A 23355-nucleotide genomic window follows, 5' to 3' on the forward strand; every position below is an offset into this window, starting at 1 on the left:
GGCCGCCAGGCCCAACTTAAGAGCCGACAGGCTCTTAAGTTGGGCCTGGCGGCCCAACTCCGGCCTGACGGCCGGAAGGTGTTGGTGTGTCATGCCTGACGGCATGACAGTGAGTGGTGTTCGGCCTGACGGCCGATGGGTGGTGGGGTGTCAGGCCTGGCGGCCTGACGGTGGGTTGGTGGGTGAGGGTTTGCCCCTGGCGGGGCAAACGGGGTTGGTGGATTAGCGTTTTGTTGGGGTGTCATGCCTGGCGGCATGACAGTGGGTTGGTGTGGTGTTTGCCCCTTCCCTGTCGGTCGGGGGTGGGGTTGTGTGTGCGCCTGTCGGCGTTGGTGATGTCATTTTGGTTTTTGGGCAGTGATTTGATTTGGTGTCTCTCTCTTACCGGTCGTTGGAAATGGCTCGTCTGTGGTGGCGCGGTGCAAGGTTTGGCCTGACGGCCTGGCTGTTTCGGGCGAGGGTGTAGCCGCACCTGGCCGGCAAACTCTCGTTGCCTGCCGAGCACGTCGAGCGAGCTACGCTCGCTCGACGTCGGCGCTTGTTGGTCAGGGAGTCTCCTTGTGACGTGCTACGCGTTGGCGTGCGGCCTTCAGTGTGTTTCGCTCGGTAGGTGCGCCGTCTGCCTGCCGCGGCAAGGAGCCGTAGCGATCGGTGGCGATCTGGTCGATGCGGGCGGTGTAACGGCTTGCCGCTGCTTTGAGTGCCTCTGCCGGCGGCAGAAGGTCTTCTGCCGCGCGCAGGGAGCGGAGCACGTCTCTGGTCAGTTGCATGAGCCGGGCCAGCTCGTCGTCGGCCGTGATGCTGCCCAGTTCCGCGTGTCCTTTCCGTGCCGGGGCGCGACGGGCTTGTTCCTCCATGGCCAGGATCACTGCTTGGCGTCGGCGCTCGAGAGTGCGGAAGGTGTGGCTTCCGGGGTCGGCCGCTACCGCCTCGGCGGCTTGGACCGCGTTCGACAGCTTCGGTGAGAAGCGGGTGGCGGCCAGCGCGGCAGCCTCTCGTTCCTTCCGCGCAGCTTCCCAACGCTGTTGCTGCAGTCCAGGCCAGGCGGGAAACTCTTCCCTGCCGGCAAGCTGGGCCCTGGTCCGGGGACTCGCCTTCTCGGCCTTTGTCAGGCGGGTGTCCCATTCACCGCGCAGGGTGAAACTGTAGGCGCTGCATCCGACAGATCCCCATCCACCGTATCCGTGGCGTCCATGGGACCAGCGGCCGTCGAAACTGGTGATCGGCTCACCACAGTGCCGACACAGCTCGGATTCCTGATTCGTCAAAATCTACCCCCCACGGTACGTCTCCCGGCTGACGCGGGCATCGCACGAAAGCCAGCCGGGGTCATCCTTCCATCGCGCACTGACAGCAGCACGTTGTGGGCTGGCAGCTGTCTGGCCTGGGTGTGCGTCTGTGCCGTGTGCTGCCGGGGTTGGCGGCCTGGATGCCGGCCAGACCCGCATGTTCACGATGGAGCTGCGGCGGATGGCTGATGGCGTGGACCGGATGACGGCGCGGCTCTGGACCGGCTCATGGCCAAGCGAGCACACCAGGGGCGGTGTTGGCGGTCTGAGGCAGGGGTGAGATCCGGACAAGTCTGACGGGGCCTGGATGAGGCAAGGTGGGACACCCCTGAACCATGGTGAACAACGACGGACAACGACGACCGGCAACAACCGCCGTGGAGGGCTGGCGGAACCTCACCGCTCTACGGTTCTCGTTCGTTTCGGACCGGCGTCAGTGCGCCACACTCCCCCTATGCCGAGCTTTCAGCACAGGAAGGCCGTAGGCGACGCGCACGAACTGCGGGTCGCCCAAGAACTCACCTGGCGCGGATGGAACGTCAACGCGTGGGGCCAGGGCGTACTGACCGATCCCGTTCGATCCGCACTTCGAGGAACCGACAGCGCGCTGCGCTGGACCCCAGACCTCATCATTGCCAAGGGACAGCAGATCGCGCTGATCGACTGCAAGAGCCGGATGACCAGCCGCGCCACCAGCCGACACGTCGTGGAACGAGCGGCGGTCACAGCCCACCTCCAGCTCGTGGCCTGGACGCTGCTCCCGGTCTACTACGTCTTCGACGACCTCGACGTCCTCACACCCCATGACGTCCTGACAGCCGGCCGGTACGGCCCCTACTCAAGCGCTGGTTCCGGCTCCCCGTACTACCTCGTCCCTGTATCCCGCTCCCTGGCCTTCGACACCACCTTCGGCGCCCAGCGGTCCACCGGGCTGTCCGCTGCTGCCTGACAACCAGTCCCAGGCATCCGGCTGCAAAAAAGAAGGCCAGGGGAAACTCGCCGTCACGCATGCCTTAAACGGAACAAGGTGGAAAGTAAGGCTGTGGCTTCGAATCCAAGACGTGGGGGCGCGGCACTACCTTCGATTGGAAGCTTCCGGATCCGTCCGAGGGTGGTTGAACACTCCCCTCGTTCAAGGTCCTGTGCTCGGCAGTAACGGGGCTGCGAAGGTCGCGCACACTGCCCGGTCCGGCAGGATTTACGCTGCTCATCCAGCGTGACTCGGAATGACTGTGGAGGTTCACACGGAAGTTCGTGCAGCCACACGGCGGCCGGCGATGGCCGGCCAGGGGCGAGCGCGTACAGCTCGGGGTGGGCGGCGGTGAGCGCGGTGGCGCGGCGGTGAAGGAGGGGCAGGTGCGCGCCGAGCACGGCGGTGATCACCTCCTCGCCGCCGCGGGCGGCGTGATGACAAGGGGGGCACGCTGAGGTCAGCATGCCCCTCGTTCTGGGTCAGATGCCAGCCCTTCTTCGCCCGGTAGTCGGCGCGGCGCGCAGAATGTCATCGAGTTTTCGACGCGAGAGCTCTTGGCCCAGTTCAGCAACTGGATCCCGTATGGCTAGTAGCGTCGGCCAACTCTCACCGCGCAACCCGTTCGGCAAACTGTGTATCGCGTCCGCGACGACGGGCTGACTGCCACCATTGGTGGATGGACTACTTCGTCTTCACCTCTGCGGACAACGGACAAGACCCGCAGACCGTCAGGGCCGCGCAGCGTCAGGCATGGAACGCTTGCTCGCAGATCGCCTGTCCAAAGTGTCGGGTCATGGCAGGTCAATATTGCCGCGATCGGGTGGCTGGCAAGGCGATCATGGCTCGCTTCCACAAACCTCGCCAGGATGCGGCTAACGCGCCGTCCGTACTTGGACCCGTCGGGATCTATGGATTGAGCTGGTCGAGGGTCAAGGGCCAGCACGCCTGGCGTGAGGATGAAATCCCGCAGCTATGAAGCGAGGGCGCTCATCGAGGCGGCGGAGACCGAGCTCGGCAGAGAGTTGTGCGCCCGTCTCTAGCCCTTCCAGTACCGCTACAACCAAGCCGTGCGCAACGGTGACACGGCCCAGCTCACCGAGGCCAGCTGCGCCTCGTCGTGTGTGGTCGCTGGATGTCAGGCGCCGACGTTGCCGGTCGTGTCGGCACCTGACGACGCCGTGGCTCGACGGCATACCATGGGCCCGTCTGATGGGATGGGGATGCTTCGGTGCATGCAGGAGCTGGTGACTGGGGTAGCGACCGGGACTGGTCCTTCAGGTCCGCGGATGCGTACGGGGGCTTCAACTCGTACGGATGGAATGATGCCGATCAAGCCCGGTTCGCCGCAGTGTGGACCAAGGACGGCGATCTTCTTGTCGATGCCCTGATCGAGGCGTACGGGGCAATGTGGCCCTGGGTGTGTCCGCGACGTCTTGTCACACGCCTTCCGGCGCTGGCAGAGAGCCTGCACGGTCTTGCCCGCCAAAAGCTGATCGGGCAGGGACACACCTACCGGGACCGGGCTGACACCGTGTACGAACACGCTGCTATGTATGGTGCCTTCCATGCTGCGCGTGCCCGCCGGTCCTGGCCGAACGCGCTCCCGCAGACCTGCCCCCTGTGTAGAGCTGTTTTCACTGCCGGGCAGCTAAATCCCTGGATCATCCGGCAGTTCGGGCCGTCACGCTGGTGCAAGAAGTGCTGCGTCACGGCCCGTAACGGTCGTAGCGGTGCTGCGACGCCTCGCGCGGGCGGCCAGGCGCTGACCGCGCTCTCTGTGAGCATGGGCGCTGCGCCCCCGCAGGACTTCTCCCAGCGTCCTGTCCCTCTCGATCTTCCAGCCGAGCAGCGGGACGCCATTGTCAGCGCCATGGCCGCGTGCCCGTCGGCAGCGTCCCTCCGCGGCCTGCTGGGGGCCGGCAGCTGGATCGAAGTCCTGCATACGACGGGCATCGTCCCCGACGCCTGGCGTCCGGCCCGAGGAACCTACTGCGTGGCTGCGGACGGCCATCCGTGCCGGTCCCTGGCCGAGCGCACCATTGACGACTGGCTGAGCTGCCACGGTGTTGAGCACCAGATCGAACCCGCGTGGCCGCATCACCCCCAGCTCAACACACACGGCCACCGCCGCGCCGACTGGCGGCTTTCCGACGGCACCTACGTCGAATACGCGGGCCTGACCAACGAGGACTACCTCGCGAAAATCCAGGCCAAGCAGCAACTCGCTCAGCACACCGGTATCAGACTCATCGTCATCACTCCGCCCGATCTGGCAAACCTGACCGAGGTGCTCGGAGCATGGAGCAGCAAGATCCGCATTAAATAGTGCCAGCTGGCCTTCCGGTTGCGGATCCATGCAGGTGCGTTGTCCGGGCCGAACTGGCTGCGCCTGGAGGTTCTGCGGTCTCAAGTGGCCATCCGAGCTCTTGGACCGGGCCGGTCGCGCAGGCCTCCTTACACGTCCTTCTCATCGGCGGGGGAAGGTCGTTTGCTCACTCGCGCTCCTCAGGAGGGTGACGGCATCCCCGGCATCGTGGGAGCTGCCTTCTGGAGCGGGTCCATGCTGTGCAGAGGCTGTACATGGTCATCGCTGAGCAGTGTGGCACGCCAGCGTTTGTGGTGCGCTGGGCTCGGTTCCCTGGCGGAAACGGGGTGGTGCGCAGTGCGCCAGGTCGTCCAGGAGACCTGAGGCGACTGATTCTTCCAGCACGGCTGTCCTGTGCTCTGTCATGGCTGTGGTCAGTGCCGGGTCCCAAGGCACTGGAGTCAGCCGTCCGATCGACGGTCCTCGCGGGTTGAGGCTGAGGGCGTCGAGGTAGTTCGTCGCTGCCATCTGCCAGGGAGTTGCCGATGTCTTGTCCATGACGTGGGCGGCGATGCGGATTCCTTCGCCGTCGAAGTCGCCGTGGTAGTGCAAGGTGGCTCCTTTCTCGGCGAGCAGTCGCAGGAGATGGATCGCTGCGCTGTTGGGCCAACCCGAGGTACATACCAGGGCGGGGCAGCGTCTGCCGAAGCGGTTGAGTGCCATGGCCATGACGCTGGGGTTCTCGGTGATGTGGACGGGTCCGGCGGGAAGGCCGAAGTCTTCGGGGGTGCGCAGTTGGGCCAGGGTGAGGGAGGTGGCGTGGCCGGCTTCGGTGGACAGAGTCGTGAGTTGGCTCAGGAGCCCGGAGCCGGTGGGGCGGAGGCCTGCGGCCAGGACGGTGGTGGAGAGTCCGTCGTCGGCGACGCCGGCGCGGGTCCATAGGGCGCGGCGTTGTTGTGCGCTTTCGGGAGGGTCTTGGTCGTAGAGGGTGGCGAGGGCGCGCAGGGTGAGGGTGGACAGTCGGGTGCCGTCGTCGAGGGCGTGGGAGTTGCCGTGGAGGAGGCGGGCGGCGAAGTGGGGAAGTGGTTCGCCGCTGGCGGGGAGTGCGGACAGGACGGTCAGTGCTGAGGTGAGCAGGTCGCGGGTGCGGGTGGTGGAGTTGTCTATGAGGCCGGTGGTGCGGCAGTGAGCGGTCCATGCGAGCAGGGCGGGTTGGGCGTGGATTGTGGGGTGGTTGTCGAGCCATTCCCATAGGGCGGCTCTTTCGTTGTTGCGGCGGTGGCGGTCGCCGGCTCGGTCGTGGAGGGGGCCGATGATGTGGGTGAGGATCTCGGTCAGGGTGAGGGGGCTGGTTTCGGCGAGGGCTGCTTGGAGGTGGGTGAGTGTGAGGGTGGGGTGGGTGTCGGGGAGGCGGTCCCAGCCCATGAGGTCGGCGAGGGCTTCGCGTTGTTCGTCGTCGAGGGGTCCGAGGCGTACGCGGGCGACGGGGCGGCCGGAGGATAGGCGGTCGTGGATGGTTTGCCACACGGGGCGCAGGGCGGTTCGGTTCAGTCGGGCGGCTGGGGTGGGGGTGGTCATGCTGAGGTCTCGGGAGTGTCGTCGGGGTGGATTCCGGTGCCGTTCCATACGAAGCGGGCGCTGGTGACGGCGTCGTCGCCGTCGGTTCCGGTGATGAGTTGGTGGATGGCGATGCCGGGGAGTTCCCGGTAGGTGCACCATTCGTGGTCCGAGGTGAGCATGAGGTCGAGGTCGAGGGCGCTGAGGAGGGTGAAGACCTGGCCGCGGTTGGTGGTGTCGACGCCGACGAATACTTCGTCGAGGAGGATCAGGCGCGGGGCGTGGGGAACGGCTTCGTGGTGGGCAGCGACTGCCGCGAAGAGGGGCAGGTGTAGGGCGATTGCCTTTTCTCCGCCGGAGAGGGCTCCGTGGAGTTTCTTGGTGAGTAGTTGCCAGTCGGTGCCGCCGGTGCGGTCGAGTTTGACGACGAACTGGTGCCAGGCGGTGTAGTCGAGGACCTCGGAGAGTTGTTCTTCCCAGGTGGCTGCGGTGTTTTTGGCTTTGGCTTCTTCGATGCGGCCGCGGAAGAAGGTGTGGAGGGCTTCGCGGTCTTCGTCGGTGATGCGGTCGGGGTCTTTGAGGAGGAGTTCGCGGGCTGCTTTGGTGCCGGGTGGGAGGTCGGGGTGGATCTGCCAAACGAGTCGTACGGCGACGTTGGATGCGGTGCGGACGCGTTCGAGGTGGCCATTCATCTTGTCGACGAGTTCGTTGGCTTGGCGGATGCGGGCGGCGAGGTGGCGGCGGGTGTCGCCGGTGAGGGTCTGGTCGAAGAGGCGGCGTTCGGCGGTGGTGATGTCTTGGCGGCTGCTGTCGCGTTCGGCGGTGAGTGTGTCGAGCAGGCCGGTGGCGCCGACGCGCAGGCCGTCCATGGAGGCGGTGAAGATGTGGGCGTCGTCGTCTGCTTGCAGGTCGAGGTCGGCTCGACGGCCTAGATGCTGGCGGGCTTCGTGGATGGCTTCGGAGAGTCGGTTGAGGGCGTCGCCGAGGTGGCGGGGTTCGTGGGGCAGGTTGGGCCAGCGTGCGGCGGTGGTGCGGGCTGCATCCAAGGTGGCGCGGGCGCCGTCGTGGGCGGTGAGTTGGAGGGTCAGGCCGGCGTCGTCGGTAAGGCCTGTCAGGCACAGGTGTCGGAGGCGGTGGGCTGCCCTGTCCCGTATGCGGGCGGCTTCGTCCCGGTCTTTGGTGTCCTGGGCCACTGTGGCTTCCAGGGTGGCCATGCGGCGCTCGAGGCTGCGGAGCTGGGTGTCGGTGGTGGTGACGTGGTTTCGGCAGGTGTTGCGCTCGGTGCGCAGGGCGCTGATGCGGGTGGCTACGTGGCGGAAGTCTTCGCCAGCGGTGCTTTCGACGGCTTGCAGGGTTGCGGCGAGGGAGAGGGCTTCGGCTTCAGCCTGGGTGGCCTGTTCTTCTTGTTCGTGGGCGGCTTCGCGGGAGCGTTCGGCTTGGGCGTGGGCGGTGGTGGACCGGTCCTGGGCGCTGGTGAAGGTCATGAGGGCGTCTGCCCAGAGGCTGGCTGTTTCCTGGAAGGTGTTGAGGGCGGTGGTCAGGTCGGTCAGTAGTTGTCGGTCGGTGGGCAGGCTGTGCTGGGCGGACAGGGTGCTCAGGGTGCGCATGGCATGGGTGACGTCGGCTTCGCGGTCCTCGAGGTGGGAGGCGGCGGCGTGAACGGCGTCGTTGCGGGCGCCGAGTCCTTCTTCTGCTCGGTCCCATGCCCGGAGTGTGGTCTCCAGGTCGGTGCGTGGGGGGCGGGCTGCGAGGTCGGCGTCGAGGCGGGTGCGGCGGTCCGCCAGGGTGCGGATGTCGGTGTCGAGGGCGGCGATGACGGTGTGGACGTGGGTGAGCTGCTCGGTGAGGTGGGCGATGTGGCGTTGGCGGGCTCGGTGGCGGGCGAGGGCTCCGATGTGGGCCGGTTCGGGTTTGTTCCAGGTGCCGGTGGCGGCGGCCAGGCGCCAGCTGCCGTCGGCGCCGATGGCGGCCGGGTGGTCGGTGGGCAGGCGGGTGCCGTAGGCGATGCCGGCGAGAAGCTGGGTCACCCGTTGTTCGGGAACCGGGATGTCGGGTTCGGGGCGCAGGACGTGCAGCAGGGAGGAGCCGTGGGCTGGGTGGGTGAAGGTGGCTTCGGCGAGGGTGTCGTGGCCGGGGAGGTTGAGTTCGCCGTGGGGTGTGATCCAGGCGTCGAGGAGGCCTGCGGCCTGCAGGGCCGCTTCGACGCCTGCCTGGACGGTGGTGGGGGTGTCCTCGGTGAAGGCGATCAGCTGCCACAGGGGGGCGCCGGGCAGGGTGGTGCGGTCGGTCGTGCGGGTGGCTGGGGTCGGTGGTGGCAGGTCGGCTTCCTGGCGCAGCTGTTCGATGCGGTCGGTCAGGTCGGTGCGGTCGGCCAGAGCGTTGTCGCGCTGGGCGCGGGCCTGGGTGTCGCGGGTGGTGATGTCCTGCTCGGCGGTGCGTAGCGCGGGCTCGAGCAGGGCGAGGATGTCGCTTTCCGAGGCAGCGCGGGAGGCAAGGTTGTCGAGGTCGGTGATGCGCAGCTCGCGGCAGTTGGTGGCCCATTCGAGCAGGAGGGAGGTGTGGTGCTGCAGTGCGTCGGTGTAAGCGTCGGCTGCTTGGTCGCGTCGGCTGATTGCCTCACTCAGGCGGCTGCGGGCGCCGTCCAGGTCGCTCTCGGCGCGGGTGCGGTCGCGTACGGCGTGTTGGTGGGTGTTGATTGCTGAGTCGACCTGGTTGATCTGGTCGCGGCGTGCGGTCGTGGCGCCCCGCAGCAGAGAGCGGATACGGCGGATCCGGTCGGGGGCGGTGGACGGGTCGGCGGGGGTGGTGAAGGCGGTCTGGGCTTCGAGGCAGACGGATTCCATGCCGGTTCGGCGTGCTGCTTGCTGGGTGTCGTCGAGGACGGCGCGCACGTGGTCGGCATGTTGGTCGGCCTGGTCGGCAGCGCTGGCTGCCTGCTGGGTATCAGTGGCGGCGGTGTTCTGCTTCGTGGTGGCGTTCTGACGCGAGGTGCGGGCGGTTGCCTGGGCTTCTTCGGTACGGCGGCGCAGCCGGTCGAGCTCTTTGCCCTTCTTGTAGTCGTCGCTGTCGATCAGGCCTTCGATGGCGCCTTCGAGTTCCTGTTCGCGCTGGCGGAGCTCGTTGAGGCGTTCGGTGCCTTCGGTGTGTTTGGTGGTGGCCTGGTGGAGGTTGTCGGCGCTCTCTCGGGCAGTGCGGGTGTAGTTGTCCATGTCGGTGGTTGCCGAAATGAGAGTGGCTGCGGCGGCGCGCAGGACGCGTTGGGTGTAGCCGCGCTGCTGGGTGGCGATGTGGGTGGCGGCGGTGACCTCTTCGTCGAGTTGTTTGAGCTGCTCGCGCTGCCGGTCCAGGCGTTCAAAGCCCTCGGCGAGTTCGGTGATCTCGCCGTGGCCGAGCGGGGGCAGGGCGCGGGAGAGAAGGGCGGAGAGCAGAGAGGGGTCGAGGCGTTCGGAGAGTTTGGGCTGGCGTAGTTGCAGCAGGGCTGTGATCAGTGCCTCGTAGCGCTGTTCGGTCATGCCGTCGAAGAGGGTCTGGCGGACCGTGGTGCGGTAGTCAGCCGCGGAGGCGTGCATTTCGCCTTGGCCGTGGAGGGCGTCGGTGAGTGCTTGGCGGGTGAGGGGCTGGCCCGATTCGTTGACCAGGGACAGTCCGGTATGCGGGTCGATGCGCTGGCTGGTGGTGAAGTAGTCGGGATGGACGGTGCTGGTGTGGACGCTGGCCTGCAGTCGTGCTCCGCAGGTGAACCACTTCAGTTCCCCTGTGTCCGGGTGGGGTTTGGCGAACTCCATCCACACGTAGCCGACGCGGGTCTTGCCCTGGGTGCCCTCCCCCATGAGGTTCCAGTGCATGGTGCGCTCGGAGCCGCCGAAGGTGGACAGCCGGTTGGGGCGCAGGTTGGCGTCGAAGAGGAACGGCAGCAGCAGCTCGAGGGCCTTGGACTTGCCCGTGCCGTTCTGGCCGCGTAGCAGGAGTCGTCCGTTGTGGAAGGTGAAGGTCTCGTCGTAGTAGCGCCAGATGTTGAGGATGCCTGCACGCTGAGGCCGCCAGCGGCCTGGTGCGGAGTGAGGCTGTGGCTGATGACTGTTGGTGAGCGGAAGCTGGGTGACGGCTACCACAGGGCTTCTTCCTCGAAGGTGTTGTCACTGGCAGAGCGGGTGGCAGAGGTGTTCGTGGCCGCGGGTGGGGTGGTGGTGACGCGGTAGCGCCAGGCGGCGGGGCGGGCCAGGATGCGGCCGGCGGACCGGTGAATGAGGTGGAAGTCGGCCAGGACCGTGCAGGCATCGTCCGCCAGCCGGCCGGCTCCTTCGGTGGACTGATAAGCCTTGGCCCATTGGGGAAAGCGGCGCAGCAGGTCAGAGGCGGCGGACGATAGCTGTTCGGGGGTGGTGCCGCCCGCTGGGCCGGTGACCTCCTCGAGGAGGAGGAGAGCGGCGATGCGGGCGGTGGAGGAGTCATCGGGGAACGTGGTGTCGGTGGCGAGAGCGTCGGGGTCGATCAGGAGGAGCCCTTCGGCACGCTCTTCCAAAGCGAAGCCGGCCTGTTCCGCGGCCCGGCGCAGGATCTGACGGCCGGTGGGCGAGGCAAGGTAGGCCTCCTCGTCGTCGGTGAGGTCATCTCGGTAGAGGACGGGGTCGTCAAAGAGGCGGCGCAGGATGGAGTGGCGCAGCCACAGGTTGCGCTGGGTGTCGGAGACTGTGGCCTGTTCGGCGCCTGTGGTGGTGTGGGTGGGTGCTTTGCCGTATCGGCGCTCGCGTACCAGGCTGTGCAGCAGGTCATCGAAGCGGTCGGTGATCTGGTCCGGCGCCGGAGCGAGGCTGGAGGGGCCGATGGGCGCTGCGGGAAGGCGCATCAGCAGGGTTGCATCGACGCGGTAGAGGACCTTGGCCTGCTCCGAGTCGACGAAGGTTTCCGTGGTGCCGTCGAGGACTTGGAGGGCGCCGTAGGACTCGAGGAGGCGCAGTACGTCGACGAACGCCATGCGTTCGGTACGGCTGGTGGTGTCGAAGGGCGGCAGTGCGGGGTCGGCGGCTATTGCCTGGACGACTCGGCCGGCGAGGAGACCGATGGTCGTCACGGGGATGGCGAGAAGTTCGGCTGCGGTCACGCACAGGAGGATGTAGCGGCGGCGGTCGAAGGGGGCGCGGCCGGAGCGCAGTCTGCGGGCGGGGCGGGATGAGTCCAGGGTGTGGCGGATTTTGAGGAGTCGGGCGTAGCCGCGTCGGGATTCGACGACGAGGCTCCAGCCGCAGGTGTAGTCGAACCACTTGGTCAGCGGTTCCTGGCGTCGCCGGATGATGTCGAAGATGGCGGCGTCGCTGCGCTCGGTGATCAGTGGCTTGGCCAGGAGCAGCCGGATGGCGCGGGCGATGTCTTCCCGTTCGGCGGCGACGAGCTGGTTGGCAAGCGTGCTCATCCTGCGGCCCTTCGAGGTGCGGTGGTGGGCTGCGTGCCGGGTGTGCGGATGTCGACCGTGTAGTCGCCGGTGGTCAGGGTTCCGTGCGTGGTGCGCAGCATGACGGAACGGTCGTCCGTCAGCGGCTGCAGCACGATTTCCACCCGGCCGTCCGCAGTGAGTGCTCGGCGGTTGCCGTGGTGGTCGGGGCGGGCGGCCAGGGCCCTGCCGATCAGGTCCAGCAGGCGCTCGAAGACAGTGTGGTCGAGCGCGCCGACCGAGGAGAGGCGTACCGGGCCGTCGGTGGCCAGTTGGTCCCAGGCGGCTTCCAGCTGTGCACGTTCCAGGCGTGCCTGTTCGGCGCGGGCAGCTTTTACCACGGCGATGTCGCGGACCTTCGCTGTGCGGGAGAAGCGTTCGGTACGGCCACTGGTGCGTAGCAGTGCCGACACTTCCACCGGCGGCGCCTCGGACCACGGAGTGGCTGTGGAGATCAGTTCGGGATCCGGGTGCATCAAGTGGGCGTGACGGGCAGGCCCGAGCCCGAACGCGGCACTCCACAATCGGTGCAGATCCTGCTCGCGAGGCGCGGCGGCGAACCAGCGGGCGAGCTCGCGGAAGTCCTGCACCGCGCTGGAGGAGCGGCGGCGTGATTCGGTGATGCGGTCCAGGACCTGTAGCAGGGAAACAATGGCGCGGCGGGCGACGTCGTGAAGCTGCTCCACCCTGGGGCGGGATTCGTCAGAGGGCAGGAACCAGGCTTGCAGGCCGGCCCAGCGTGCGCGGCGGCGCTCCAGCCACACCGTGCCCGGGTCCGCGCCGGTGACCGGAGGGAGTTCCGCGCCGCGCAGGGCCCGCTCGTGCAGGATGCTCACCGACCTGCTCTGGACGCGGGCCACGGCGGCGGCGACACTGTGGCCTCGGCGGTCCAAATTGACCAGGAACTCCTGTAAGTAGGCGACGGTGGCGGCTTTCACCTCCCTGAAGACCGTCAGGTCGACGCCTTCCGCACGCAACAGCCTCTGCAGTTCCCCGTTGAAGGCTTTGGTGTTGTCGAGCAGGGCCTCGAGATGCGCCTCAAGCTCCTGCAAGGTGCTGAAGATCCTTCGGTCGGCCGAGCTGGGCTCTCCCAGAAGGTGGTAGAGCTCGTCCAGACGATCGGTGATTGCTTCCAGAACTGCCGTCTGCAGCGCGCCGGTTGCCGCTAGGACCGACATGGCATGCTGCACGCCGGCGAAAGCTGCCTCGCCGCGGCGGGTGAGCGAGTACTGCAGATTGCGGCGCTCGTATTCCTCTGCGGTGCGGTAGTTCTCGGCGTGGTTTTGCACCAGGTCCAGCAGTTGCCACCGCTGCAGTTGCCTCAAAGCCTCGTGCAGGTCGTCATCGGCTATCGCGTCCAGCCAGCCGACATCTCGAAGGCGTACCCGGACCTCGTCCAGGCCGAGCGCGGTTTCCAGTCGTTCGTTCGCCGCGCCGAACGCCTGCAAGATCGCCCCGTACAGCTCGGCTCGGTCTCCCGTCGTGAAACGGAACATGTCCGGCGGAACCCTGTGCACCAGTCCTCCCCTGTCCAACATCCACCCCTGGAAGGGCACTTCGTAACCGTAGGTGCATGCACTGACAACCAGGGTGAGAAAGGAGAAATACCCTGGAGAGCGGGTTGGCGGGGTAATCCGTTGTTGCGCAACGGGCTGCACGAAGCGATGGGATACGGCCCGGCTCCGGATCGGCCTCTGACCGATCAGGCACCTTGCATGGGCATGCGGAAGGAACCGTCACGTCAGCGCCGAGTCCTTCCGCATGGGTGTTCTTGGTCAGGCGCGGCCGAGGGTCCTGGTGATCCAGCCGGCGTCACGCCACTGGTCGGTATTGAGGGTGCCGCGAGCGTCGATGACCTTGGGGTTGGCGGTTCGGGTGGCGAGTCGCCTGGGGTCGATGGTGGTGAAGTGGGGCCACTCGGTGAGGTGGAGCAGGAGGTCTGAGTCGTCGACTGCGGCGATGGGGTCTTCGACGTAGTCAAGTTCGGGGTGGAGCTTGCGGGCGTTGTCGAGTGCCTTGGGGTCGGTGATGGTGACGGTGGCACCGAGGTTGTGGAGGGCTTGGGCGACGGCCAGGGCGGGCGAGTCACGGATGTCGTCGGTCTCGGGTTTGAAGGCCGCTCCCCAGACCGTGATCCGCTTCCCGCGCAGGTCGGTGCCGAGTTCTTCGTGGGTGAGATCGATGACGCGCTGGCGGCGGCGGGCGTTGACGGCGGCGGCTTCGCGGAGGATGCCGACGGCCTGGTCGGCGTCGAGGTCGTCGGCGCGGGAGATGAAGCCTGCCAGGTCCTTGGGCAGGCAGCCGCCGCCGAAGCCGAGGCCGGGCTGCATGCCGTGGCGTCCGATGCGGTGGTCGTGGCCGAGGATGTCGGCGAGCGCTGTGCCGTTGGCTCCGGTCTTCTCGCAGATCTCGGTCATCGCGTTGATGAAGGAGATCTTGGTGGCGAGGTAGGAGTTCGCAGCTCCTTTGGCGAGCTCGGCGGTGGCCCAGTCCGTGACGATCGTGGGCGTCCCCGACTCGATGATCTTGGCGAATGCCTGCCGCAGCAGGGCTTCGGCCCAGGAGTGGTCGGTGCTGAGGCCGAGGACGAGCCGGTCGGGGCGGAGGGTGTCGTCTACCGCGAAGGATTCGCGGAGGAACTCCGGGTTCCAGGCGACCTCGATGAGGTCTCCGGCGGGGGCGTGCTCGCGCAGGATCTTGGCAACGCGGGGTGCGGTGCCGACTGGGACGGTGGACTTGACAGCGATGACGGCTGGCGTGGTGAGGCTGGGGGCCAGCTTGGTGAGGGCGTCGAAGAGGTGAGTGAGGTCGTAGGCGTCGTTGCCGGGTTGCGGCGGGGTGCCGACGCCGATGAAGTGCAGGTCGGCGAAATCGGTGGCCTCCCTGTAGGAGGCGGTGAAGCGGAGTCGGCCCGAGGTGGTGTGTTTGGCGAGGAGGCCGTCCAGGTCGCGTTCGAAGAAGGGGGCTTTGCCGGTGTTGAGGGTGTGGACTTTGTCGATGTCGGAGTCCATGCCCAGGACGTCGTGGCCGAGCTCGGCCATGCAGGCGGCGTGGGTGGCGCCGAGGTAGCCGCATCCGATGACGGTCATCTTCATGAGTGGGGTCGTCCTTTCGGGTGGGGCCGCCGCTGGTGGCCCCACTCTTGTCCCGCTCGGAAGGGCGGGGTGATCAGGAGGGCCTGGCGGCCAGGTAGCGGTAGATCCCGTCCCGGATGAACGGCGGGATCGTGAGGATGTCGAGGTAATCAGGTGGGAAGAACTGGAGCTTGACGCCCTCGGCGAGAAGCAGGCTTGTCTCGTCGCCGTCCCAGGGGGCTGCGAAGAAGGTGATGATCTGCCCGGAGCCGCGGTGGTCAGTGATCTCGAACAGCTCGGTCAGGTTCTCGGGAATCAGCCCCGCTTCTTCATCGAGTTCGCGGACGATCGCCTCGGCTGGAGATTCTCCGGGGTCGCAGCCGCCGCCCAGGAGGGACCAGTGGGCGGGCCAGGCGATCTCGGGAAGGTCGTCGCGGAGGTGGAAGAGGAGTTCGCCGCGGCGGTTGGCGATGATCGCGACTGCTCCGCGGGCGGTGGCCGGCACTTCGGTGGCGGTGGTTTCGGAGTGCATCCCCTCACCGTAGTTAGCGAGTTGGGGATCATGCGGCAGCCCTCACTGTCTGGTCCGAGATCCAGGCGGCTGCCATGAGGGCCTGCATGCGGGTTCGGTCGAACCGCCCGCCAGGCTTCAGCCCCCTCTCGAGGAGGGGGCGGAACTCGGGTGGGGCGTCGGTGAGGGCCATGCGGATCTGGGTATCGGCCCAGGTGGCGAGGTTGCTGTTGAGCCAGGAGGGGACTGGGGAGGCGAAGCCGAGCTTGTCGCGGCTGGCCCAGATTTCGCGGGGCAGGCCGAGGGCTTTTGCGGCGTCCCGCAGGATCCGCTTGCCCTGGGCCGGGTCGGTGATCTTGTGGTCGACGGGCAGCCGGTAGGAGAACTCGACCAGGTCGCGGGCGAGGTAGGGGGATCGGCGTTCGAGCGCGTATGCGGAGGCGAGCTTGTCGCTGGTCATCACCAGCGGCCTCCAGGCCGTCGCCAGGTCCGCCAGGGTCAGGCCGCAGGCCAGGTCTCCGCCCGCGCGAGCCATCGCGTCGGCGACCAGGTCGCGGAGACGTCCGTCCGGGTCCGGGCCGCGAAGGATCAGCCGGGTGACCGCCTCCGCCGGGTCCAGGGGTTCGCCGGCGGCGTGCATGAGCTTGGCGGCAAGCGGCCGGTATGCCTCCAGCCCGGCGTTCAGAACGGCGTCGGGGCCGAAGAGGACCAGGGCCTGGCGGACATAGCCCATCAGGAACTCGTCCGGGCCGAGGCCGCCGATCGCGACCCGCAGGCCGAGGTCGGCGATCTTCCGGTACGCCATGTGCTCGGAGAAGGTGCTGGCGTTGCCCATTGGGTAGTCCAGGGCTCGCGTCATGTGCGGTAGAGCGGTGGTGAAGTCGTGGTGGTCGGGCTCGACCACCACCAGCTCGGCTTTGATGTCGCGGGCGATGATCGCGGCCGTGGAGGACTCGTCCAGGCGGTCCTGGCCCGGGTATCGGACGGTGACGCAGACCGGCGGCCGCATCAGGTAGGCCAGCACAGCCGAGTCCAGGCCGCCGGAAAGGAGGAGGGCGAAGTCGCAGGCCGGATTCCTGAGTGGGATCTGCTCGGCCAGGATCGTGGAGAACCTGGCCAGGGCCTCGTCGTAGGTGCCGGGGAACGGGGACCGGTGCTCCAAGTGCCACCAGGTCGTCTGATCGATCGAGCAGGTGGTGACGTCGAAGGACAGCAAGGTTGCCGGGGCCAGCAGTTGGATCCCCTGGAATGGCGTTTCGACGCCGGTCGGGGTCTCGATCGCGGTGACTTCCGGCCGTAAGACCAGCGGGGCCACCGCGTAGCCGGTCAGCGTGGTCACCTCGGAGGCGAACGCGAGCCGGCCGCCGTCGAGGCGCCAGTAGAGCGGCTTCTCCCCGAGGCGGTCGCGGGCCAGGAACAGTTTCGCGGTCCGGGGGTCGTAGACGGCGAGGGCGAACATGCCGTCCAGTCCGTCCAGGCAGGACGGGCCGATCTTGGCCCAGGCTCGCAGCAGGAAGTGCGCGTCCGACTCACGTTCGCGGGTCTCGATGCCCCACGCGGCGGCCTGCTGGCGCCAGTTGTAGATCTCGCCGTTGAAAGCCAGCAGGACCCCGGTGTCCCGGTCGAGGTAGGGGCCGGGCGCCGCCTGCGGGTCGACGATCAGCAGCGTATTCATGGCCAGGACCGCCCGGCGGTCGCTGCTGGCGGCGTGCATGGTGCCGTCCGGGCCGCGATAGTGCTGCGAGGCGCCCATAGAGGCGATGGTCTTCTCGTGCCGGACAGCGTCGCCTCCGGCCAGTCCTGCGATTCCGCACATCTGGTTCACCCCCGAGCGTGAAGTCGTAGTGCCTGGCGGGGGCCACCGCCGGGAGCACTACTCGGCGTCCCGACGGTGGCCTGCGTCCTCATCACACCGGCCAGCAGCCAGTGCCGGGGAGGGCTCGCAGGGGGGCTCACAACTCGCAAAGCAGGTTCGCCCAGGGTCCGCATAGCAATACCCTCGGTGTCTCCAGGCGCGGAGAGGCGAACGGTCCCTCCGCGCCATGCCGCAATGCGTAGGACGGAACTTTGCCGTCGACGCGTCACGGCCTCGTGGCGCTTCCTCGTCAGCGCTCCTGCAGCCGACTTGGTGGAAAAGGGGATACGGGTGGCATCGACCAACCGCCGGAAGCGTCCGCCCAACGCGGACCTGGACCGGCTCATCGAGAGCTGCGGCGCGAGCCACAAGTCCCTGGCTCTGCGGGTCAATCAGCTCGCCCAACAGGCCGGGCTGGTCACGGACTACTCGCATACCTCCATCGCGAACTGGTGCCAGCGGGGCATGATCCCCAAGTGGCCGGTGCCCACCCTCGTCGCCCAGGCGATCGCCGAGCGGCTCGGCCGTCCTGTGGCCCTTGGCGAAATCGGTATGGCTGATGCGGAGACACCCGGCACCGATGTGGGGTTGGATTTCCCACGGGACCGCGGCGACGCGGTCCGAGTGGCTACGTCGTTCTGGAGTTTCGTGAACCGCCGCGACTTCTTAGCCGGATCTGGCTTCGCCGTGTCCGCGTTCACCACCCCCGTGACCCGCTGGTTGGTCTCTCCCGCCGACGAAACGGCCGATCTCGCTGGCGGCAGGCAGGTTGGCCAGGCCGACCTGGAAGAACTGCGGGATGCGGCCGACGACGCCCGCCGCTGGGACTCCAAGTACGGCGGCGGGAACTGGAAGGCCAACTCGGTCACCGTCTGCCTCCAGGAGCGGGCCGCCCCGCTCCTGCGGGGATCCTTCTCCGACGCAGTCGGCCGGGACCTGTTCTCTGTCACCTCCGAGCTGTCCAGGCTGGCTGGATGGACGGCGTTCGACGTCGGCCAGCACGATGTCGCCCAACGGCACTTCATCCAGGCCCTCCGCCTGGCCCGCGCGGGCGGGGACGTCCAGCTGGGCTGCTATGTCCTGAGCACCATGGCCATGCAGTCCCTGTTGAGGGGCTTCCCCTCCGAAGCCGTCGATATGGCCCAGGGCGCCTTCGAACGTGCCAAGGGCCAGGCAGTCCCGCGTGTCCTCGCCTTCACCAAGCTGATCGAAGCCCGTGCCCACGCCCGCGGGAGGGACGCTAGAGCCGCCTCACGGGCCCTTGCGGCCTCCGAGGACCTGATCAGCCAGGCCGACCAGGCAAGCGGCGACGAGCCGGCCTGGATCGACTTCTATCACCACGCGAGGCTGTCCGCGGACGCCGCCGAGATCTTCCGCGATCTCAAGAACCCGAAGGCGTCACTGGCCTGGAACCAAAGGGCCGCCGCGATGCCGTCGGGGGTCTTCACCCGCTCCGTCGGAATGCGGCTTGCCATCGTGGGCACCGCCCATCTGCAGGCCCGCCAGCTGGACCAGGGCCTCGATCTGGGCAACCGGTCCGTTGACATCCTCGCCCGCGTCCAGTCCTCCCGGGCCAAGGACTACGTCCGCGAGTTCAACACCGCGCTCGCCCCCTGGCGCCACGAACCAGCCGTCCGCGAGTTCATCCACCGCACCCGCACGGAACTCGGAATCGCCGCTTGAGCACATTTCCCCGTACCGTCTCCGCCTTGAGGAAAGCCTCACCACAAGTACGGCTGTCTCCAGGGTGTGGATATGAGTGTTCCCGATCCGCAGCAGCATGCCGGTCAGGGCCAGAGAATCAGCCGGGACATATGGCGGCACCGTGACCACTACCTGCAGAGCAGCCTGACGAGGAGCGAAACGGATGACCGAGCGGACAATTTGCCTCGATGCCGATCCACGCGACTGGCGCTCCCGGAAGATTGGGGTCCGACCGTCCCGGTGGTATGCCACGGTGGAGTTGGACCGCGATGGATACGTCGACGCGGCGACCGCACGAGGAGACTCCGCGGAGCTGCCCGCTGCCTATGACGAAGCCGTCGACAGGGTGCGCAGTGCGGCCGTCGACCGGCTTTGGTACGAGGGGTACACAGGCGACTTCGTCTGGACCAGCGGCCCGCGATGGATCACGTTGTGCGCCCCGTACCCAGAGGTAGAGGCTGCGATCGAGGGCTTACGCGTGGCGGAGCTCGAACACGACTACAGCAGGCTCCACGCAATCGCCGACCGTCTGGCGCTCCCCGTGGATGAGTGGCTTGCTCCTGGCGAGCGGGAGCTGGTCCGTGGTGTGGACTTCACCTCGTCGCCCGGCGTGTTCCTGAGGTTCCTTCGTAGCAAAGCTAAGAGAAGCGGCCTGCGCCTCCATGGCCGGGCGACGACTGGGAGCGTATGGGTGCGCCCGACGTTGCCAGCGGCGCAGAAGCAGCTTCGGGAGATGTTCCCCGAGCAACATCCCGGCTGGGTGGACCGCTGGAGTGGTCACGTCGAGCCGGATGATGCGCCCTTGCGGCCCTGGGTGGGCGGTAGAGAGCAGGACCTGAGCTACGGCGCGGCACCGGTCCGGTTCCGTACGGTGAATACGCCAGCCAACAGTGCCTGCGGGTGCGGCATGAGCCTGAAAGGGGACTGGGACGGTGGCCGCGAGCACGCAGTCCACCACGCGGCGTGGGCCTTGGGCCTGCGGATTCCGAAGAACCTCGACTGGTTGGGGGACATGGCTGTGGTGACGACGCAGTCCCCCATCATGTGGCGGAGGCTGGCCTACCAGGTGGCGCGGATGCCGCAGAAGGAGAACCACTACGACTTCCGCTCGTGGTCCCACATCGGCGAGCCCAGGGAGACAGAAGACAACGTGCGGGCGTACCTGTCGAAGGCGAACGGGTACGTCATCGGCTACCTCGCTGCCCACGACGCCGGCCGCCACCGCCCGTGGGACCTGGTTCACAGCTCACGGTACGGGGACGAGGACAACACTTCGCGCCCAAGCATCGACCTGGTCTGGGTGGCTGACGCCTACCGACGCCAGGGCGTGGGTGCCACGCTCGTACAGGCACTCGCCGACGACTTCGGCTGCCAGGTCACTGACGTGTCCTGGTCCACCCCGGTCAGCGACGCAGGCCGGCACCTCGCGCGTCGCGTCTCGCCGAAAGGCATCTGGGTCAACTGACTCGCCAGAGGACTTCTGCGGTAGCCGTATGAGTTACACGCATGCTGACCTTGGGTTCTGGGTGGCTGGAAGCGGCTCCGGCCGGTGGAAGCTCACGTGCGCTGAGATGCGCCCTGAGACCGCGGACGCCGAGGACTTCGGTTAAGGGCGGGTGGAACGGCTGCTGGACCTCGTGCGGACAAACCCGCCCCCGCCTCCAACGCCAGGGAGGGCTTCGACGCCTTCTCCGACCGAGTGCAGACGCACTCACCGGCACTGACCCGGCGGATGTGGTACGGCGGCGGCAGCCTGCGGTCGGCCCGGTGGGCGGGCGAGCACTGGATGAACTTGCTGACCAGCAGCGTCGTCAAAACCGAGGGCCCTGGGCCTGAGGTCGCCAGCTTTGCCGCGATCCAGCTCGCGCACATCCGCGCCTTCCGCGCGGCTCACCCGGATGGGGGCGGCCCGTGTTTCCCAGGTGCTGGTCGTTGTTCCTACGGACTCGGCGTCGCCCGAGCAGCGGGCCCGGTATGAGCAGTACGCCGCCGAGCAGCTGCCCCGCACGTCGGCGCCGCAGGGGCCGGCGCGCATGATGTTCGCGCCTGACCTGGTCGGCTCCTCGGAGGTGATCGCCGAGCGTCTGCAGGCACATGCGGCGTTCCGTGAGATCGACGAGGTGTCGTTCGCGCTTCCTTTCACTTTCACACGACTACGCAGATACTCACCGATATCGCGTTGAAGCTGGCCCCGGCGCTGGGCTGGCAGCCTGGTACTTGAGAGGCGGGGGCCGCTCGTTCGCTGCCACGGCTGTGACTTGTGCGAGACGCTCCGCGGTTGGTGAACGGCCTGCGGACGCGAGCGGGCTCCGGCCTCCGTCGTAGGGGGAGTTACCAGCGCATGCCGAGGGCGTCGAGAGCGCGGATCCGGTCGGTGGGCAGGCGTTCTTTGCGGCGGCGGGTGTTGCTGATCCACTGCCCGAGGCGTACGGGTTCACCGTCGAGGTCTTCGACGTGGCGCTGGGGAACCTCGAGGTGTCCTTCCCTCTGGTGGAAGGCGCGGGCGGCGGCCAGGCCCTGTTCTGGCTTGCGGGCGGCGGGTTTCCGCCTTTTCGGGGACGGTTCGGTGTTCTGGATCAGTCCGATGCCGGCCAGGAGGCGCTGCTGGGTGGGGTGCAGGCGTTGTGGGTGGAGGCGCTGGTTGTGGAGCCACTCCCCCAGGCGGTGTCCGTCATCGGTGATGTAGTCCCGGGGCACGTCGGTCAGATGGTTGCCGGCGTGGTGGTGTCTGCGGGCAGCGTGGTAGGTGCGGTGCCAGGTCAGGGGCCAGGGCGGGTTCCAGTACGGGTCGAGACCTTGGAGGGCATGGGCTCTGGTGGGGGTGAGGGTGTCGGCGCGTTTGCGTTGGGTGGCGAGCCAGCGGCCGAGGGCGAAGCCGTCGTGGTGGTGGTCGACGGGGACGGCTAGGTGTCCGTGGTGGTAGGTGTAGGCGGTGGCGTGGGCGAGACCGCGGTCGAAGGCGTGTTGCTGGGGGTTCCAGATGATGCCGAGGCATTCGAGGGCGGTGGTTCGGGCGGGGTCGAGGGCGCCGGTGGTGTGGAGGTGGCGTTGCCAGGTGAGCCAGCGGCCCAGGGGGTAGCCGGTGTCGTCCTCGTGGGTTTGGGGGGCGTCGAGGTGGTGGTGGGTGCGGTGGTAGTGGCGGGCTGCGGTGAGGCCGCGGCGCCATTCGGCGCTTTTGGGGTTGAGGACGCGCAGGGTGAGGGCGAGGGCGACTTCTTCTTGTTGGGTGGGGCGTTCGAAGTGGAGCCAGGCCCCGGGGTCTTCGGGCCCTTGGGTGGGGCGGTGGGTGCGGGGGTCGGCAAGGCGTGCGGTGAGGCGTTCGTCGTGGGCGCGCAGGGCTTGGACGGTGCGCCAGAGGGGGGTGTAGGCGTCGGCGCTGAGGAGGTCGTCGGGGTCTTCGTCGGGGGTGAGGTAGACGGGGACGATCAGGGTGGCTTTTTTGCCGGCGCCGGGGGTTTGGCGTAGGGCGCGGCCGACGGCTTGGACGGTGTCGACGGGGCTGTTCTTGGGGTCGGCGAAGACGACGGCGTCGATGGCGGGGACGTCGATGCCTTCGCCGAGGACGCGGGCGTTGGCGAGGACGGCGGGTTGTTCGGGGTGGGTGTGGGTGGCGAAGTCGAGGAGGATGCGGCGGCGGGTGCGGGGTGGGTGGGTGCCGCTGATCCACTGCGCCCACAGGCATTGGGGCTGCAGGTCTGTGGGGAGGGCCGCTGCGGTGTCGGGGAGGGTGGTGGCGAAGGTGCGGGCGTCGGCGACGCGGTGGTGGAAGGTGAGGACGCGGCGGAGTTTGTGGTCGTGGATGGCTCTGAGGACGGCGACCTGGTGTCCGGCGAGGCGGAGGCCGTCGGCGCCTGCGCCGCGGTTGGTGGCGAGCCAGTCGCGGAGGTCGGTGTCCTGGATGACGGGGACGAGGATCTGGTAGTCGGCGAGGAGGCCGAGGTCGATGGCGTCGGAGAGGGTGAGGCGCCAGGCGACGGGGCCGAAGAGGGTTTCGTCGTCCATGGAGGCGACGGGGGTGTCGCTGTGGTCGGTGTCGGGGTCCCAGATGCGGGGGGTCGCGGTGAGGTAGAGGCGGCGGGCGGCGGGGATGTGGTCGTCGTGGTGGATGCCTGCCCAGGCTTTTCCGAGGCGGCCGGCGGTGCGGTGGGCCTCGTCGACGACGACGAGGTCCCAGGGCGGCAGGTGGTGGTCTCGGTGGGCGTTGATGACGGTGGGGAGGGAGGCGTAGGTGGCGTAGACGGTGACCGGGCCGGTGGGTGGGGTGAGTTCGGTGAGCTCGTCGGGTTTCGTGGTCATGGGGAGGTTGCCGGCGGAGGGGTGGTCCATGGCTTGGCGGGTGGAGCAAACAGCTAGCGCTGGGCCTTTGTGGCCGGCTGTGTGCCAGGAGCGGACGGTCTGGGAGAGCAGGTCCAGGGTCGGGACGAGGACCAGGACCCGCCCGCGGGGTGCGATTCGGGTGGTGGTGCGGGCGGCGATGAGGGTTTTTCCGGTCCCGCAGGCCGCGATGACACTGGCCCGGGGGTGGGTGCGCAGAGTTTTGACTGCGGCGGTGACGGCTTCTTTCTGGTGGGGGCGGAGCTGGATGTCGGCGGGTTTCATGGGGTGTTCCGCTCCCGGGGGTGGGGTGGGGTGGGGTGGGGTGGCATTGTTGCACCGCAC

General features: G+C 67.8%; 14 protein-coding genes and 1 pseudogene. 6 read left to right on the forward strand and 9 right to left on the reverse strand.

All coding sequences use genetic code 11. The features are described from left to right. Window positions 1-545 precede the first annotated feature (545 nt). Window positions 546-1268 carry a hypothetical protein gene (locus ACLJPL_RS32265; protein WP_217224581.1) on the reverse strand — a complete coding sequence of 241 codons (723 nt, stop codon included), beginning with the start codon at window positions 1266-1268 and terminating at the stop codon, window positions 546-548. A 475-nt stretch (window positions 1269-1743) separates the two neighbouring features. On the opposite strand from ACLJPL_RS32265, the gene ACLJPL_RS32270 reads away from it, so the two are divergent. From ACLJPL_RS32270 to ACLJPL_RS32280, 3 genes are all read left to right on the forward strand, one after another. Further along, a complete protein-coding gene (locus ACLJPL_RS32270; RefSeq protein WP_411084504.1) occupies window positions 1744-2238 on the forward strand; it encodes a hypothetical protein in 495 nt (164 codons plus the stop codon). A 700-nt stretch (window positions 2239-2938) separates the two neighbouring features. Continuing rightward, entirely contained in the window at window positions 2939-3238 is a 300-nt protein-coding gene (locus ACLJPL_RS32275) for a hypothetical protein (RefSeq protein WP_411084505.1), read from the forward strand. Between the two features lie 372 nt (window positions 3239-3610). Further along, complete coding sequence (locus ACLJPL_RS32280) at window positions 3611-4588, forward strand: hypothetical protein (protein WP_411084506.1); 978 nt, start codon at window positions 3611-3613, stop codon at window positions 4586-4588. 258 nt (window positions 4589-4846) lie between these two features. On the opposite strand, the gene ACLJPL_RS32285 is transcribed toward ACLJPL_RS32280, so the two are convergent. The 7 genes from ACLJPL_RS32285 to ACLJPL_RS32315 all read right to left on the reverse strand — a co-directional run bounded on the left by ACLJPL_RS32285 (window position 4847) and on the right by ACLJPL_RS32315 (window position 16953). Then, window positions 4847-6145, reverse strand: coding sequence for a TIGR02679 family protein (locus tag ACLJPL_RS32285; protein ID WP_217224594.1), 1299 nt, complete (start codon window positions 6143-6145; stop codon window positions 4847-4849). Further along, window positions 6142-10236 (reverse strand): TIGR02680 family protein, encoded by a 4095-nt coding sequence (locus ACLJPL_RS32290; protein WP_411084507.1) that lies wholly within the window; start codon window positions 10234-10236, stop codon window positions 6142-6144. The genes ACLJPL_RS32285 and ACLJPL_RS32290 overlap by 4 nt, the downstream gene beginning before the upstream one ends. Next, entirely contained in the window at window positions 10230-11534 is a 1305-nt protein-coding gene (locus ACLJPL_RS32295; RefSeq protein WP_411084508.1) for a TIGR02678 family protein, read from the reverse strand. The genes ACLJPL_RS32290 and ACLJPL_RS32295 overlap by 7 nt, the downstream gene beginning before the upstream one ends. Further along, complete coding sequence (locus tag ACLJPL_RS32300) at window positions 11531-13048, reverse strand: TIGR02677 family protein (RefSeq protein ID WP_411084509.1); 1518 nt, start codon at window positions 13046-13048, stop codon at window positions 11531-11533. Before ACLJPL_RS32300 ends, ACLJPL_RS32295 begins: the two co-directional genes overlap by 4 nt. Window positions 13049-13327: 279 nt before the next feature. After that, window positions 13328-14647, reverse strand: a complete 1320-nt coding sequence (locus ACLJPL_RS32305; protein ID WP_214301417.1) for a UDP-glucose dehydrogenase family protein — start codon at window positions 14645-14647, stop codon at window positions 13328-13330. A gap of 73 nt (window positions 14648-14720) precedes the next feature. Continuing rightward, window positions 14721-15158 carry an NUDIX domain-containing protein gene (locus ACLJPL_RS32310; protein WP_411084510.1) on the reverse strand — a complete coding sequence of 146 codons (438 nt, stop codon included), beginning with the start codon at window positions 15156-15158 and terminating at the stop codon, window positions 14721-14723. Between the two features lie 28 nt (window positions 15159-15186). After that, on the reverse strand, window positions 15187-16953 hold the full coding sequence (locus tag ACLJPL_RS32315) for an asparagine synthetase B family protein (RefSeq protein ID WP_411084511.1): 1767 nt from the start codon (window positions 16951-16953) through the stop codon (window positions 15187-15189). A 330-nt stretch (window positions 16954-17283) separates the two neighbouring features. On the opposite strand from ACLJPL_RS32315, the gene ACLJPL_RS32320 reads away from it, so the two are divergent. The 3 genes and pseudogenes from ACLJPL_RS32320 to ACLJPL_RS32330 all read left to right on the forward strand — a co-directional run. Then, a complete protein-coding gene (locus ACLJPL_RS32320) occupies window positions 17284-18675 on the forward strand; it encodes a sporulation protein (RefSeq protein ID WP_411084512.1) in 1392 nt (463 codons plus the stop codon). 184 nt (window positions 18676-18859) lie between these two features. Continuing rightward, window positions 18860-20161 carry a GNAT family N-acetyltransferase gene (locus tag ACLJPL_RS32325; protein WP_411084513.1) on the forward strand — a complete coding sequence of 434 codons (1302 nt, stop codon included), beginning with the start codon at window positions 18860-18862 and terminating at the stop codon, window positions 20159-20161. 112 nt (window positions 20162-20273) lie between these two features. After that, a pseudogene (locus ACLJPL_RS32330) lies at window positions 20274-20917 on the forward strand (LLM class flavin-dependent oxidoreductase); the annotation flags it as partial. Between the two features lie 110 nt (window positions 20918-21027). On the opposite strand, the gene ACLJPL_RS32335 reads toward ACLJPL_RS32330, so the two are convergent. Beyond that, on the reverse strand, window positions 21028-23295 hold the full coding sequence (locus ACLJPL_RS32335) for a Helicase associated domain protein (protein WP_411084514.1): 2268 nt from the start codon (window positions 23293-23295) through the stop codon (window positions 21028-21030). Between the last annotated feature and the right edge of the window lie 60 nt (window positions 23296-23355).

Origin of the sequence: Streptomyces sp. cmx-18-6 (genome assembly GCF_046548915.1) — a bacterium.
In the GTDB taxonomy this organism is placed as follows: Bacteria; Actinomycetota; Actinomycetes; order Streptomycetales; family Streptomycetaceae; genus Streptomyces.

Coding starts and splice junctions, on each gene's coding strand:
- ACLJPL_RS32335 (WP_411084514.1), bottom strand. CDS start 23,295: ATGAAACCCGCCGACATCCAGCTCCGCCCCCACCAGAAAGAAGCCGTC.
- ACLJPL_RS32270 (WP_411084504.1), top strand. CDS start 1,744: ATGCCGAGCTTTCAGCACAGGAAGGCCGTAGGCGACGCGCACGAACTG.
- ACLJPL_RS32300 (WP_411084509.1), bottom strand. CDS start 13,048: ATGTTCCGTTTCACGACGGGAGACCGAGCCGAGCTGTACGGGGCGATC.
- ACLJPL_RS32310 (WP_411084510.1), bottom strand. CDS start 15,158: ATGCACTCCGAAACCACCGCCACCGAAGTGCCGGCCACCGCCCGCGGA.
- ACLJPL_RS32325 (WP_411084513.1), top strand. CDS start 18,860: ATGACCGAGCGGACAATTTGCCTCGATGCCGATCCACGCGACTGGCGC.
- ACLJPL_RS32305 (WP_214301417.1), bottom strand. CDS start 14,647: ATGAAGATGACCGTCATCGGATGCGGCTACCTCGGCGCCACCCACGCC.
- ACLJPL_RS32315 (WP_411084511.1), bottom strand. CDS start 16,953: ATGTGCGGAATCGCAGGACTGGCCGGAGGCGACGCTGTCCGGCACGAG.
- ACLJPL_RS32285 (WP_217224594.1), bottom strand. CDS start 6,145: ATGACCACCCCCACCCCAGCCGCCCGACTGAACCGAACCGCCCTGCGC.
- ACLJPL_RS32295 (WP_411084508.1), bottom strand. CDS start 11,534: ATGAGCACGCTTGCCAACCAGCTCGTCGCCGCCGAACGGGAAGACATC.
- ACLJPL_RS32275 (WP_411084505.1), top strand. CDS start 2,939: ATGGACTACTTCGTCTTCACCTCTGCGGACAACGGACAAGACCCGCAG.